Origin of the sequence: Flammeovirga sp. EKP202 (assembly GCF_014534745.1) — a bacterium.
Lineage (GTDB): Bacteria > Bacteroidota > Bacteroidia > Cytophagales > Flammeovirgaceae > Flammeovirga.
This window is the reverse complement of record NZ_JACVVP010000031.1, coordinates 55,417-69,877: the sequence shown is the minus strand read 5'-3', so window position 1 is coordinate 69,877 and position 14,461 is coordinate 55,417. Positions and strand designations below refer to the sequence as shown.

Here is a 14,461-nt window from a genome sequence, read left to right as displayed (position 1 = left end):
CCAATTCAATTTATTATTAGATGATATTATATTTAATACCCATACTAATCATATAGTTGTTTGACATTGCTGAAACATTAGAATCATTACTTAGATCGTTTAATGAAACACCATAAGTTGTCCCTAATGATAAAGCTGTTTTAGGAGAAACTTGATAGCTCACCTCTGCTCCTAATTGACCTGAAACATTTACAGACTGATCAATGATACTGTCTGATACATTGTCTGTACTATTTTGGTCAACAATCATATTCGTTACTAAAGCCGTATGAACTGCTAACCTTAGTTTTTTCTTTTCTATAGCGTAACCAACTTTTACAGGCACTGATACTACCTTTTGATTTAGTTCTCCAAGTTCAGTCAATCCTGTTTTATAAGTATAATCAGCGTATTTTACACCTGCTTCAACAAAAAAACCATTTTCCAATTGCATCCCTGCATTCACACCAAAAGTAGGTGAAGTTGTTTTTTCAGAAACTACTTGACCATTCATTTTGATATTAGGGTTAATACGAGACATTCCTACTTCAGCTGTAGCATAATACCTCTTTTTATGTTTCTTTTTGGTTGCAGGTACTGTTTTACTTCTCTTAATGATTCCTAGTTCTGAAACTTGCTCTTCCACAACCTCCTCTAGTTCTAATTCGTCCTCAGGTTCAATGTATGAAAGTTGAATCATTTCTGGTGAATGCTCTTCTTCCTCCATACCTAAGAACATCATTGGAGGCGGCATATTTACTGCTACCTTTTTTATTCTTGGTAAAACATGCTTATCTAATACACTTACATTATTTATCGCATCAGCTTCATATAATGATGGTGATATCATCGAAGCTGTATTTACATTTTTTCCATCAAATCCATCTCCTATTGATAAAGAATGGGGAGCTTCATATTTGACTAAGAAACTCGTGAGTAATCCTACGGTAATTAAAGCAGCAATTGACCTTAGAAAGGTAAAATGATTTTTCTTTTTGTTGATTTGATCGACTTCATTTTCAATGTCTTCCCATAATCCTTCTGGAGGAGACATTTGTTCATCTTGAAAAGCATCTTTCCAGAAGTTTTCAAAATCTCCCCTGTTATCCTCTTTCCATTGCATAGTAATTTCTTTCTAATTCTGATTCTTCAATCATTTCCTTTAAAAGCTTTCGTGCTCTTGAGAACTGAGATTTTGATGTGCCTTCAGTCACACCTGTCATCTCTGCGATCTCTTTGTGCTTATAACCTTCTATGGCATATAAGTTGAAGATTACACGACAGCCGTCAGGAAGTTTTTGTAACAATGATAATAATTCTTGGAAGCTATAATCTGATAATGCTACCGCTTCCTCTTTAAGGTCATACATATCATTTACATCCATCATAGGATATAAATAAAGTTTGGAACGCTGATAGTTAATTGCAGTGTTAACTACTATTCTTCGCATCCAGTGTTTTAAAGAAGATTCATTTCTAAATGAATCGATCTTCTTGAATATTTTCACAAACGATTCTTGCAAAATATCTCTAGCATCTTCCTCGGTTCTTGAATATCGACATGCAACTGCCATAAGTACTCCACTGTACTGTTCATATAATTTACGTTGCATTTTTTTATCACCGACTTTACAACCTTGGATTAATTCTTCATCTCTTAACATGATGGATTAAGTTAAGTTTATACGACCCTATACTAGGGTTAAAAAATCAATACTACAGCTACTACATGATGCAAGACGTTTCTTATTTAATTTGACACTATCAAGTAGTTTAACTGTTTCACCTTAAGTCAATTGTGTCGTAAGCATTCTTTAAATGCTCACTATTATAGACACATAAAATGTAAAAATTGAATAGAGGTTTATGAAAATGAAGGTATGGAAATATTATTATATACTGATTATTAGGTAGTTATATTTTAAATTATTTCACATCTCTTCTTAATTGATTATAAAAAATTACTTAATCTATCTTAAAAATGATTGATTTTGTTAATAAAATTCAATTAGAATTTACCGATAAACCCAAAGTGGATTTTTGCTAATTGAGTTGAGATTGGGATATCATTTGTTCTGCCCAATGCATAGGCTATGGAGAAATCACCCGATCCTGTTGATATATTTACACCTGCTCCAAATCCGATAGGAAAGTCCCATTCTTCTTCAATTCCACTGATTCCAATATCTGTAAAAACAAAAAGGAAGGATTGGTCTCCCATATTAATTCTAGGTTCAAAAGTGAGGTAAGTATATCGATCTACAAATAACTCTCCCTCATTAAAGCCTCTTATGGATCTAAAGCCTCCTAATCTAAATAACTCATTTTTAAACAAGTTATCGCCTAGCATCTGAGCTCCTTCTATTTTTAGGTACCCTTCCAACCACTTAGTGATTCCAAAGTAATACTCTGTTTCAAAATACCATTGAAGTAATGATGAATTTTCAGGTATTCCATCATAAACATCAGAAGGTAAGGCAGGGTTAAAAATAATATTTCTTTGTCCACCAGTAAACATCAACTTATATCGCCAACCTCTTCTTGGTGAAATTGGATTATCTAAGTTCTGCCATTCATATCCTAGAGAATAAAGTACAGACTGAGTATCATTTAATGTATCTACATCATTTTCATTCAGCTCTCTTAAAATACGATTGGACTCCCAAGCTGCCCCCATCAATAAACTTGCCCTTGTAGAAACCCTTTTTTTGATTTGTATAGTGTTATCTACCTTTAGAAAAGTGGAATCTTGTTGCTGAATGTTGATATCATAAGCAAAATCAATTGTTGATCTGAAAAGTCTAGGGTACTCAAATGTGGCATTGAACCACTGAGAATCGTTGTCAGGCTTTCTCCAATCAATATAAAAGCGTTTTCCTGTTCCAAAAGGATTCCAAAGGTCCAAAAGAATTTGTCCTGTAATCAATAACTCTCCCTCATCTTGACCATTTGGTGCCATCCCCAACATACCATCAGCCCTACTTGCTTTTCTTTTTTCTAATGGTATTTCTACCATTGCTTTTCCATATTCAAAAACAACATCAGGTTTCTTTTTAAGTCTCAAGTAGGGTGTCTCTTCAATAATTACAGCAGCTTTATCCACATTTTTCTGTCTGAATATTTCTCCTTTTTTTAATCCTAAATAAGCTTCAAAAAATTTCTTTTGTACCCCCAAAGGAGCATTTCTTTTTACGATCAAAGTATCTAAAACTACTGGATCACCAAGGTTTACTTTCAGCAGACCATTTAAAGTTCTTCCATCAAACCCAATGGAATCAATACTTACTTCCGTAAATGGATAGCCTTGATTTTCGTAATAAGTGATTACCTGCTCTTTGGCTTCATTTAAGTCTTTTAATCGTACCCACTTCTCAACAGTATTTCCTCTCCAATACCTTCCTTTTAATATTTGAGGATTGACAGATCTTACATCTACTTTAATTTCCTCTGATTTGGGACCTAGAAATACTTGATTGATATAATTTGAATTATCATAATAAGATGTATCAATTGAAGCTAAAAAGTAACCTTTTTCTCTCCATAAATACAAAAGGTTTTCACTAAAATCTTTACACTCTTCTATTGAAAAAAAAGTGGTACCTTCTTGAAGGTGAGGTTTATCTTTTTGATCATCTACAAATTCAAAATGCACTGTGTAAACACCTTCCTGAGCAAATAAAACAGACTTAAAAAGTAAAAGTAGAGTACTCAAAAAGAATACTCTACTTTGTTGATATGATCTAATATGTTTAAATATCTTATTCAACCACTATTGATTTTGCTCCATGATAAGAGCGATATTCTCCATTATACATTGCGTCGGCACTTACTGGACCAACCTTAAATGTACCTTTACTAACTGCTCTAACTACATAATAATATGTTCTTGATTTTGTTGTTGCAGTAACAAAGAAATTAACACGGTCATCTCTGAAATCTACATGCTGTGGAGTAGAAGCTTTATCTCTTGTCCATTTAACGCCAGGTACTGCTCCAAGTCTTGGATTCTCGATTTCAAAACCTGCAGGCAACATGTCTGTTACTACTACATTTTCGATATCTTTCCCATCTGAATGTAATGAAATTCCTACGATGATCAATTCATTTTGCTTAAACTGATCAGAATTAATTACTTGCCCCTCACGATTGTAATAGGTTCTTCTTACTTTCAAACCTTTATCCTCTTCAGGGTACACTCCAGAAGCATTAAGTCCTTCTAATTCTGCAAAATAATATAATTCTCCATTTCCGGAAGCTGCAATATTGATTTGTTTACCTAATACCTCTTTTGTCAGCGTTAAATCTTCATTATTAAAACTTGCAAGTTTCTTACCGTCTGCTGTAATCGATGCCTTCACTTCTTGAGAATTTGCTTTCTTGGCTAACTTTCCTAAAGCCAATAGACTAAATGCTCTTTCTTGTGTAGACATCCAACTTTCAGATTTCATGCTTTCTGTTAAGTGTCTTGCAATAGTTCCAACTTGAGCATTCTTAGGATCTGTTCCCAAAAGGGCATTCAATACTAATGCTTGATCTCTAATATAAGAAGAGAAACTTCCTCCAAATTCTTTCTCTGCTTTGTCTGAATTCAACTTATTAGGTAAGAGAAGGCGATATGTTTTTTGATCTCCTGCTCTTAAATAAGTCGTAGCTAGTATGTATTTTGAATTTCTTGGTATTAATTTCTGATTCTGCTTGTAATAGTTCATCGTAGCAATATCTGCTCTACCGGCTTCAGCTAAGATATATAAAGAATAGAATACTGTTTTACTCGCTGCTTTTTCAATGATTCTAGTACCATTACTGTAATAGTAATAATTACGAGTACTCTTCTTCTTTACTTTCTTACTCAAATAATCCAGAAGTTTATCCAAAGTTTTTTGATTCACTTGATACCCATTTTTCTGAGCTTCCATCAAGAAATGAGCTGCATAGGCTGATCCCCAGAAACTTTCATAACTTCCACCCTGCCAATACGTCAAAGCACCATTATAAATCTGCATACTTTGAAGCTTTCTGATTGCTTCATTGATGTTATAATCAACACTTCCTTCACTTACGTCTTTGGTCATTTTAGATGCCAAATCTGCTAAGTACAATTGAGGGAATACTGCTGAAACAGTTTGTTCTACACATCCATAAGGATATCTTACTAAGTAGTTCAAATCTTCCGCAAATTCAAGCATTGGTGACTTACTCAACCATAGTTTGCCGTTGACAGAAGAACTGATATAATCCTTTTTCAAGTCTACGGTTTTATTATTACCTGTTTTTACAACTCCAGATGCTGTTGACTTCAATAAAGAGGTGACAGGTCTTACGTTCAAGTTGGTCTTAGTAATAAAATCTTCACCATTGGCATTGGCTATAACTACTACTTTTCCTTCTCCAATCTCTTGAGCTGCTGTTAATTTAAATGAAACTCTCTTTTCTGAATTGGCAGGAATAGTTACCGTTTCTAATTGTGATTGATCAACCGTCAAAGCTCCTGAAACATTCACTTTAGTATTTACCCTCACTTCTTTGTTAGTCGTGTTGGTCATCATCACACTTGCATCATTCACATCTGAAGGACTTAAGAATCTCGGTAAAGAAGCACTCAATACCAGTGGATCTTTTACTTTCATTCTTGCCTCAGCAGATCCAAATGCTTTTTGCTTATTAGCTACAGCCATGATTCTCAACTCACCTGAAAATTCTGGAATATCGACTTTAAAAGAAGCTTTTCCATCAGAATCTGTTTTCAAGGTACCACTCCAAAAAGCAACTAAGTTGACCCTATTGTTAACCATAGGATTTGCTCTCGCTCCAAGGTTTGCCATATCAGATCCAAAGCTATTTGCTTGTTGTTTGAACTGCATGACTAATGGATATACATCATAGGTATTTACTCCTAAAGCTCTATTTTGGTAGAAGTAGTTGAAAGGATTTGGTGTTTTATAGTTTTTGATTTGAAGAATCCCTTCATCCACTACTGCAATAGTCATTTCTATATTTTTCTCACCACTTTCAGCGACCACCTCAATTTCTTGAGTTCTGTTGGATCTACTTTCTTTAGGAGCATTAATTTTTAAGGCTAACTTAGATTTTACTGACTCCACTTTTATAGATGTAAACCCATGTGCAACTGTCAATGGAAGTGCATTATCTTTTGCCCCTTTAATTAGAGTTGCTGTTACAAAAACATTAGGAAGGTATTCTTCTTGAATTGGTAATTCTAATGAAGCCGATTGCTCATCAGTATCTAATTCATAATGTGATAATACATCATCTTGCTCTACTGTAACTAATAGCTTTCCTTTAAAAGGAGTTTTAAATAGTAACTTCGCTTTATCTCCAACTTGATATGTAGGGTTTTCTGCTTCAATCGTTACTCTACCCTCTTTATCTACTTGGAAAGCACTGCTTGATGTCATCCCCCAGCCATAAGCATAATACCTTTTAGAGATATAAGTTTTTGCTTTTGGAAGACGTATTCTTACTTCATACTGCCCTGAGGCTTCCGGTAAGAAATCATACGTTGTATTTTTACCATTAATAGTAATTGATGTTTTCTCTAAAGCAATTTCTTTTTTACGAGAAACATAGCGGTATCTTCCATTATAAGTACTCTCCATAACAGATTGCCACTCATAGCGTACCAATTCCACTTCCGCTTTAACACCACTCTTTATTTTTCTATTCTTATCAACTGCTACTAATGGTAATCTAGTTTGTTGCCTTGTTTTAATGTACCAATCTTGATCCTTCACCCCTAAGAAATAATCTTGAGTAGGAATCTCAATTGTATTTAGTCTTCTTACTGGTCTTCCCGATTCATCAAATACAGTTGTATATAATTTACCTTCCAGAATACCACTGTTTTTATAAATATCTTCAATTAAGAAGGTCTCAGAGAAATTACCTGCAGCATCTGTTTTGGATTGTCTTAAATGATCTTCATATCGTAATGAAATATTTCCTTTCAGGTTGAAATTATATTCTGACAGTTCTTTTACATAAATGTTTTTTCGATTTAATGAAAAATCAATTTCATAACTTCTATCTGATGCAGGAGTCCCAAACAAGTTCATGGCTGTAGCATTGATTTCAAACTTACTCTCTACTCCTACTTGTTCTTTATCCGTCTTTGTAGTGACCTTAATTCTATCTGGCATAAAGTCTTCCACACTGATTCTCTTAGAAGATAAAATGATATCATTGGCAGTGCTGACTTCAATAGTATAATAACCTGTTACACCCCCATCCATTAATTTCACTTTAGATTCATACGAACCTTCTTCATTGAGTGTACCTCTTTCTGACTTTAATAAATTACCATCAGGTAGGTAAACTTTTATTTTAATAGGCTGATCAGTGATTGGATTCCAATCTTTATCTCTTGTAATAGTCTTATAATAAATTGTCTCTCCTGGTCTATAAAGATTACGATCTCCGTAGATGTAGGTCATCAAACCTGTACTATTTAAACGCATACCACCTACATCAAAACGTTCAGTTGCTACTCTTGTCTGATCATAATTTAGATAGTTGAAATCATTACCTTTTTCAGCATAAATCATTCTAACATTAAAACCTTTAGTCGCACTCTCTATGTCTTTAAACTCTGCTACACCTTTCGCATTTGTATTGACAGAGATCAATTCCTGATTATTTCTACTGACCAAAGTGATCTTAGTGTTTTCAATTGGTGAAGCATCCGCAATTGAGTTAGCATAAACCAAAACACTGTTTTTTCCTTGTTTTACTAAAAGACCGATATCAGAAATACTAATCAGTTTTCTGGCAGCTAAATATCTCTTCTTTGAACTACGTATCTCAACGACATAAACCCCATTGAATCTGTTTTCATCTAAAAAGTCCAATGAGAAAGTTTGAAAATTACCACTCGTTGGTAAATCATTAACAGCTACATTTTTTTGAGAAAACACCTCATCACCCAATTTATAATATTGAGGGCCATAATAGTAGTAATCACTTTCCTGATAGTTACTGTTATCGTTAAAGAAAGCATAAAGATTGTTCTTATAAATCTTATAGATATTGATGTCTACTTCAGGAACACTGATAATATTTAAATCAATCTTCTTGCTACTCTTATTGGACATATAGATTGATTTCTTATCTGCAAAAGAAATGCTTGGCTCTACTTCACCAAACACTACTTTCTTCTTATACCTTGTTCCTAATTTTGTTCTAAATACACCTTTTACTTCAGAAGAAATTGATACAGTATAAGATTGTCCTGCTCTAAAATCACCTACTAATTGTACACCACTTTCTATGGTTTCCACTTCAAAAGCCACTTTTGGTGATACTGAAATTTTGGATTTCAATTTCTCATTATAGAAACCTTGATTGGCTTTGATTTCGATGACATTCTGATCCGAAAGAATTTTTGCCACTACAGATGAAATCTCGAATTTCTCTTTCTTAGGAATAATCGATTTCAACTTTTGCTCTTTAGAAGCCACTTTGGCTCTCTTTAGCATAATTCCTTTTTGAATAATAATATTCACTGCTACTTCCTTCTCTGGGACTTCACCTTTAATAGCTAATACTACTTGGGTTCCTTTTCCTTTTGAAACTAACTCACTTTTTAAAACTCTATCACCATCTTTGATAATGATTTTTTGAGCTACCTTTTCTCTATCTACAGAATAGTTAAAATTTAAAGTTAGATGAGGTTCTGCTTGATTATTCTTCCCTAAAGCCCATGCAATACTTGCATAATTTGCTTTTAAATAAGGTGTATGAAAGGAATAATTGAGTTGACTTTTATCTAGTACAATTCCTTCTTTTGCAAAAACACTTTCTGATAGTTTTAGCGTATAGTCTGTACTTGGGCTAAATCCATTTTCAGGTGAAAAGATCACAGTATTTTTAGCAGTCCATTTAAACTTACCTTTTACTTCTGGTGAAATTGTAAAATACTGTTCATTCAGCCATTCATCATTTTTTGATTCTCTTATTTCTTTACTGAGTGTAACAGAAAGGTTCTGAAATGTTGAAATTTCACCATCAAAATTATTGTAAATAACCTTTGTTTCTTCATCATCTGAAGTGGTAGTATCACACCCAATTAATAAGTTAAAAAATAAAAGCAGTAATAGGCATGCTCGTAGTTTTTGTTTCATTTCTTTTACATGGTTTTGAACGCCTTTGAACAATCTGTTACAGCTTAAGTAAAGTTCAAAGTATGTTCTTATGGAAAGTTGTCTTTGTGAATTTATTAAAGATACAAAAAAAGTCATATCGTGGATATGACTTTAATATATATTACATAAATGTTTTAATATTCCCATAATAGGGCTTCGTATTCCATTAACTTATAAACCGCCTCTTGTGATTGGTAAAGCGATTTTTTGTTATTTCCATACATCATAATGATTGAATTATTCTGTGGATTTTCGAATTTGATCAATCGTCCATCATATAATTCTAATGCAAATGCATCTCCTAAATTTCTATTTTGAGCTGAATTAGCAGCATTAAACCAAATTGCTTCTGGATCTTCTACTAATTTTCCATTTTCATCTCTTTTATGGAAAACTAATTCATTTAATTCTCTGTAAGAAAAAGATCCTAATTCAATATCAATACCCTTAGGGTTTTCTGAAGCTGGAATAATTAAATTAATTGCTACTAAATCGTTATACATTTTTGATCTTCTCTTATCAAAAACTCTATCTACTTTCAATTCAATAGCCCATAATCTTTCTGGAGCATACTCCTCACCTGGCTTTTGACCGCTATCATTTTTGAAAGTCATACCGTCAACATCACCCCACGCTTCATCATCATCGTCAATTGTTTCTCCTACAGTCTGAGGAATAATCAAACGAGATAAAAACTCTTCTTTGGATAACCTTGTATCTAAAGTATCACTTGTATAAGGTACAATCCTATCATTCTTTACAGCATCAATTATAATTTTTGTCAACTCTTTATTCTTAGAGAAGAAACCATAATTAATTTTAGTCTGTAAATTAACTCTGAACCACAATGACTTCTTCCACATCACTTCATAATTCTGGATATCCATCACAGAGTGAGGGTTTGTCAAAGTATCTGCCATTTGAGCTTTTGACTCATTGCTTACTATGAATAAAAAAGCTGTTAGTATATATATAAATATTCTGTTCTGCATAATGATAGATGGATTATTTCATATTGTAACAGACATATTAAAAATATCATGCCACATTGATAAAGTGACAAATTTAAAGAGTATTTACTGTTAATGATTAAAATGATGTAAGGCTAGGCTTAAGATTAAAGGAAATTTAGGTTTAATCAGCAGTTTTTTAAATAAATTATCTGTTATAAAAAAGTGCCTTAAACTTTCGTTCAAGGCACTTAAATATAAATATTTCTATTTTGAATTACATTGCTAACAACTTATCTTCTAATTTCTTAAGAATACGTTGTTTTGTCTTCAATTTGTTCACATAGTTATTACGCTCTTGGTATAAAGCATAATTTTCAGTGTTTTGCTCCGCATTTGGAGATGATAAAATCGAAGAATACTTCGCATTGAATTCAAATAATTCTTGCTCGTCTTTACGGATAGACTCTCTAAGAATATCTAATTTGATTTTTAATTGCTCAAAATCAGATAAGCTATATAAGTCTGGCTCCTCGTTCTTAGCAGTACGCTCTAAGAAGTGACTCTCGAAGATTTCGTTACAAACGATACGGAAACGTAAGTTCATTTCTTTATCCTCTTGAGAAGGCTCCTTACCTAATGATTTCCAACCATTTTGTAATTGCTTAATGTTAGCAATGTTGAATGGTGCGCCATCGCTTAGGTACTTTTCTGCTGTTTCTAGTAAATCTTTTTTAGATTCTAGTGGAGCTTTGTTTGACATCCCGCCCATATCTCTTGTGCTATATGCTGGTCTGTCACTTCCTCCGCCATAGTTGTTATCACGTTGTTGATAACCACCATTATCACGTTGTTGGTATCCACCACGTTGTTGATAACCACCGTTATCACGCTGTTGGTATCCACCGCGTTGTTGGTAACCACCATTATCACGTTGTTGGTATCCGCCACCACCGCGTTGTTGGTAACCACCATTATCACGCTGTTGGTATCCACCGCGTTGTTGGTAACCACCGTTATCACGCTGTTGGTATCCGCCACCACCGCGTTGTTGGTATCCACCACCACCACGTTGTTGGTATCCACCGTTATCGCGTTGCTGGTATCCGCCACCACCACGTTGCTGGTATCCGCCACCGCCGCGTTGTTGGTATCCGCCACCACCGCGTTGTTGGTATCCGCCACCACCGCGTTGTTGGTATCCGCCACCGCCGCGTTGCTGGTATCCGCCACCGCCGCGTTGTTGGTATCCGCCGCCACCGCGTTGTTGGTAACCACCACGATCTTGGTATCCGCCACCACCGATTGAGCTGAAGAATTTAGCAGTTTCACGTTTGAAGTCTTGTACTAAGAAGCCCATTTTCTTCTTAGGTACGTTACCAACTTCTCTCCATTGAGCCTGTAAATCTTTTACTTCTTGAGCGTGATCTTCACCACCACCCATACGGTTGATTCTTCTTACTTTAATCAATAATGCTTCGTATTGATCAATGTATTCTTCATGAAGAGCATTTTGCTTTTCATAGAAATCACTTCTAGCTTGGTAGAAGTCATCCATATATTGGTTGAACTTCGTAGACAGTTCTTCTTCTTCTTCTTTAATAGCAGAACCTGTCTTGATCCAGTTCATTTTGATCTCTTTGAAACGAAGGGAAGCTTCTTTCCAATCAGTGCTATCTTTCCACTGTTCAGCTTCTTTGAGAAGAGCAGTTTTGATTTCTAGGTTTTTAGCTCGGTTGACAGAAATGTACTCATTGATTTCATCTTCTAATACATTGATGATTTCGTAAAGTTCAGTAAAGTCACCTAATCCGTTGAATGAAGCTAAGTAAGTACGCATGTGGATCAACTTCATTAAGAATGATCCTTTATTTTCTGCGGTATGTACTGCTTCTTTAACTGCTAAAACTTTGTTTGTTACCATAGTGAAACGGTCTACAAAATACTGTAAACTCTCTTCTTCACTTTCTCTTACGACTCCAATTTCTCTGTCTTGGAAATGGTAATATCCTCTTAAAAATACTTTACCATCTTGTACATAGCCGTACTCTGTAATGTTCTTGTGCTCGATAATTTGGGAATCTGACATCGCTATTCGCCTGTTTGGTCTTTTAAATGATAATAAAAGCTGTTGATTAAATTATTAATAAAATAAATTGGTGAAGATAATATCAATTAATACTTAGTCATTAACGTAGTATTAAAATGCATTTGATCAACTTTAAGAATTGAAATGATCAATAGTTTCTGATAGTCTCTTACAAACCGAATTATGATAATTTTTTAAATTAACTGTAATTTTTATCTATACGTTTTTTAAATTATTTTATTAGTCAAACTATATATTTACTACGAATGAGATATATACTTAAATAAGTTATAAGAATTGTGCCACTTTATATTATATACATGGTGTTTTTCTCACATTCTCTAATTATTATGCAATTTGCTACCTTTGATTTTGATTTGCAAATTTTACCACGATATACTCACTTTTATTAGTGATTAATTTAAGTATTCTTCTACATTTACGGAAAATAAGAGTTTTTAGTTCAATAATTTAAAGATATGAGCAACAATAACGAAACTGTCATCTTCTCAATGGCGGGTGTAACGAAAGTATATCCTCCTAATAAACAGGTCCTTAAAAATATTTATTTATCCTTTTTCTATGGAGCCAAAATTGGTGTCTTAGGTCTAAACGGATCAGGTAAATCTTCTCTTTTAAGAATCATTGCAGGAGTTGATAAAGAGTATCGTGGTGAAGTCGTTTTTTCTCAAGGATATAGCATTGGTTACTTAGAGCAAGAACCACAATTAGATCCTGAAAAAACGGTGAAAGAAGTTGTTCAAGAAGGAGCTAAAGAAACGGTAGATTTACTTCAAGAATTTGAAGAAATCAACTTAAAATTTGCTGAGCCTGAGATTCTTGAAGATCCTGACGCAATGAACAAACTCATTGAGCGTCAAGGAGAAGTGCAAGAGAAATTAGATAATCTTGATGCTTGGGAATTGGACAGCAAATTAGAAAGAGCAATGGATGCTTTACGTTGTCCTCCTGAAGATCAAAAAGTAGGTGTACTTTCTGGTGGTGAGAAACGTAGAGTTGCTTTATGTAGATTATTATTACAAGCTCCTGACGTTCTATTACTTGACGAACCTACCAACCACTTGGATGCGGAGTCAGTATTCTGGTTAGAGCAACATTTACAACAATATAAAGGTACTGTCATTGCCGTAACCCACGACCGTTATTTCTTGGATAATGTGGCAGGGTGGATTCTTGAGTTGGACCGTGGTGAAGGTATTCCTTGGAAAGGAAATTACTCTTCTTGGTTAGATCAGAAACAAAAGCGTTTAGCGAAGGAAGAAAAGCAAGAATCAAAACGTCAGAAGACATTAGAGCGTGAGTTGGATTGGATACGTATGACTCCTAAAGGTAGACATGCAAAACAAAAAGCACGTTTATCGTCTTACGAAAATCTCTTAAACGAGGAGGCAAAGGAAAAAGAACAACAGTTAGAGCTTTACATTCCTGCTGGACCTAGATTGGGTAGTAAAGTGATCGAAGCGAAAGGAGTTTCTATGGCTTTTGATGATAAAGTACTTTATGAAGACTTAAACTTCACGTTACCTCAAGGTGGTATTGTAGGTATCGTTGGTCCAAACGGTGCAGGTAAAACTACATTATTCAAATTGATCACGGGTCAACTTCAAGCGAACAATGGTACTTTTGAAGTAGGTGATACTGTTCAAATTGGTTATGTAGACCAAGAACATGCATTGATGGATCCTAATAAAACAGTTTGGGAAACAATTTCAAGAGGTAATGAACTCATGGAAATTGGTGGTAAACAAGTCAACTCTAGAGCTTATGTGAGTAAGTTCAACTTTGCAGGAAATGATCAATCGAAGAAAATCAGTGATCTTTCGGGTGGTATGAGAAACAGAGTACAGTTAGCGATGACCTTAAAAGAAGGTTCTAACTTATTGTTACTTGATGAACCTACCAACGACTTGGATGTTAACACTATGCGTTCGTTAGAGGAAGCATTAGAGAACTTTGCTGGTTGTGCCGTAATTATTTCTCACGACCGTTGGTTCCTTGACCGTTTAGCTACTCACTTATTGGTATTTGAAGGTGATTCAAAAGTACGTTACTTCGAAGGTAACTTCTCAGAGTATGAAGCGAAGAGAAGAGAAGAAGTAGGTGATACAACGCCAAAAAGATTGAAATATAAAAAATTGATGAAATAGTTTTTTTACAAACTTTTCTAAAAGATGCTTCTTTTATCTAATAATGATAATAGAAGCATTTTTTTTAAACAAAAAGAGGTTATTTTTGTAATTCTGATGAGATTCTTTTTTATTGAA

At 34.2% G+C, this 14,461-nt stretch carries 7 protein-coding genes; 1 reads left to right on the top strand and 6 read right to left on the bottom strand.

The features are described from left to right. Nucleotides 1–16: 16 nt before the first annotated feature. From IC221_RS18395 to IC221_RS18370, 6 genes are all read right to left on the bottom strand, one after another. A complete protein-coding gene (locus IC221_RS18395) occupies nt 17–1,102 on the bottom strand; it encodes an outer membrane beta-barrel protein (RefSeq protein ID WP_188170367.1) in 1,086 nt (361 codons plus the stop codon). Then, on the bottom strand, nt 1,083–1,643 hold the full coding sequence (locus IC221_RS18390) for an RNA polymerase sigma factor (protein WP_044206220.1): 561 nt from the start codon (nt 1,641–1,643) through the stop codon (nt 1,083–1,085). Before IC221_RS18390 ends, IC221_RS18395 begins: the two co-directional genes overlap by 20 nt. Before the next feature lie 344 nt (nt 1,644–1,987). Next, the gene (locus IC221_RS18385) at nt 1,988–3,691 is read right to left on the bottom strand and encodes a BamA/TamA family outer membrane protein (protein WP_188170366.1); all 1,704 of its coding nucleotides are present in this window, start codon (nt 3,689–3,691) and stop codon (nt 1,988–1,990) included. A 46-nt stretch (nt 3,692–3,737) separates the two neighbouring features. Further along, on the bottom strand, nt 3,738–9,116 hold the full coding sequence (locus IC221_RS18380; protein WP_188170365.1) for an alpha-2-macroglobulin: 5,379 nt from the start codon (nt 9,114–9,116) through the stop codon (nt 3,738–3,740). A 155-nt stretch (nt 9,117–9,271) separates the two neighbouring features. Beyond that, on the bottom strand, nt 9,272–10,129 hold the full coding sequence (gene gldN / locus IC221_RS18375) for a gliding motility protein GldN (protein ID WP_188170364.1): 858 nt from the start codon (nt 10,127–10,129) through the stop codon (nt 9,272–9,274). 235 nt (nt 10,130–10,364) lie between these two features. After that, nucleotides 10,365–12,176: a DUF349 domain-containing protein gene (locus tag IC221_RS18370; RefSeq protein ID WP_188170363.1), complete on the bottom strand. Its 1,812-nt coding sequence runs from the start codon at nt 12,174–12,176 to the stop codon at nt 10,365–10,367. 479 nt (nt 12,177–12,655) lie between these two features. Here IC221_RS18370 and ettA point away from each other — a divergent pair, with 479 nt between their 5' ends. After that, entirely contained in the window at nt 12,656–14,344 is a 1,689-nt protein-coding gene (ettA, locus tag IC221_RS18365; RefSeq protein ID WP_188170362.1) for an energy-dependent translational throttle protein EttA, read from the top strand. Nucleotides 14,345–14,461 lie beyond the last annotated feature (117 nt).

What these genes read in the sequence shown, in the direction of transcription:
- gldN (WP_188170364.1), bottom strand. Translation starts at nt 10,129, where the DNA reads ATGCAGAACAGAATATTTATATATATACTAACAGCTTTTTTATTCATA.
- IC221_RS18370 (WP_188170363.1), bottom strand. Translation starts at nt 12,176, where the DNA reads ATGTCAGATTCCCAAATTATCGAGCACAAGAACATTACAGAGTACGGC.
- IC221_RS18390 (WP_044206220.1), bottom strand. Translation starts at nt 1,643, where the DNA reads ATGTTAAGAGATGAAGAATTAATCCAAGGTTGTAAAGTCGGTGATAAA.
- IC221_RS18395 (WP_188170367.1), bottom strand. Translation starts at nt 1,102, where the DNA reads ATGCAATGGAAAGAGGATAACAGGGGAGATTTTGAAAACTTCTGGAAA.
- IC221_RS18380 (WP_188170365.1), bottom strand. Translation starts at nt 9,116, where the DNA reads ATGAAACAAAAACTACGAGCATGCCTATTACTGCTTTTATTTTTTAAC.
- ettA (WP_188170362.1), top strand. Translation starts at nt 12,656, where the DNA reads ATGAGCAACAATAACGAAACTGTCATCTTCTCAATGGCGGGTGTAACG.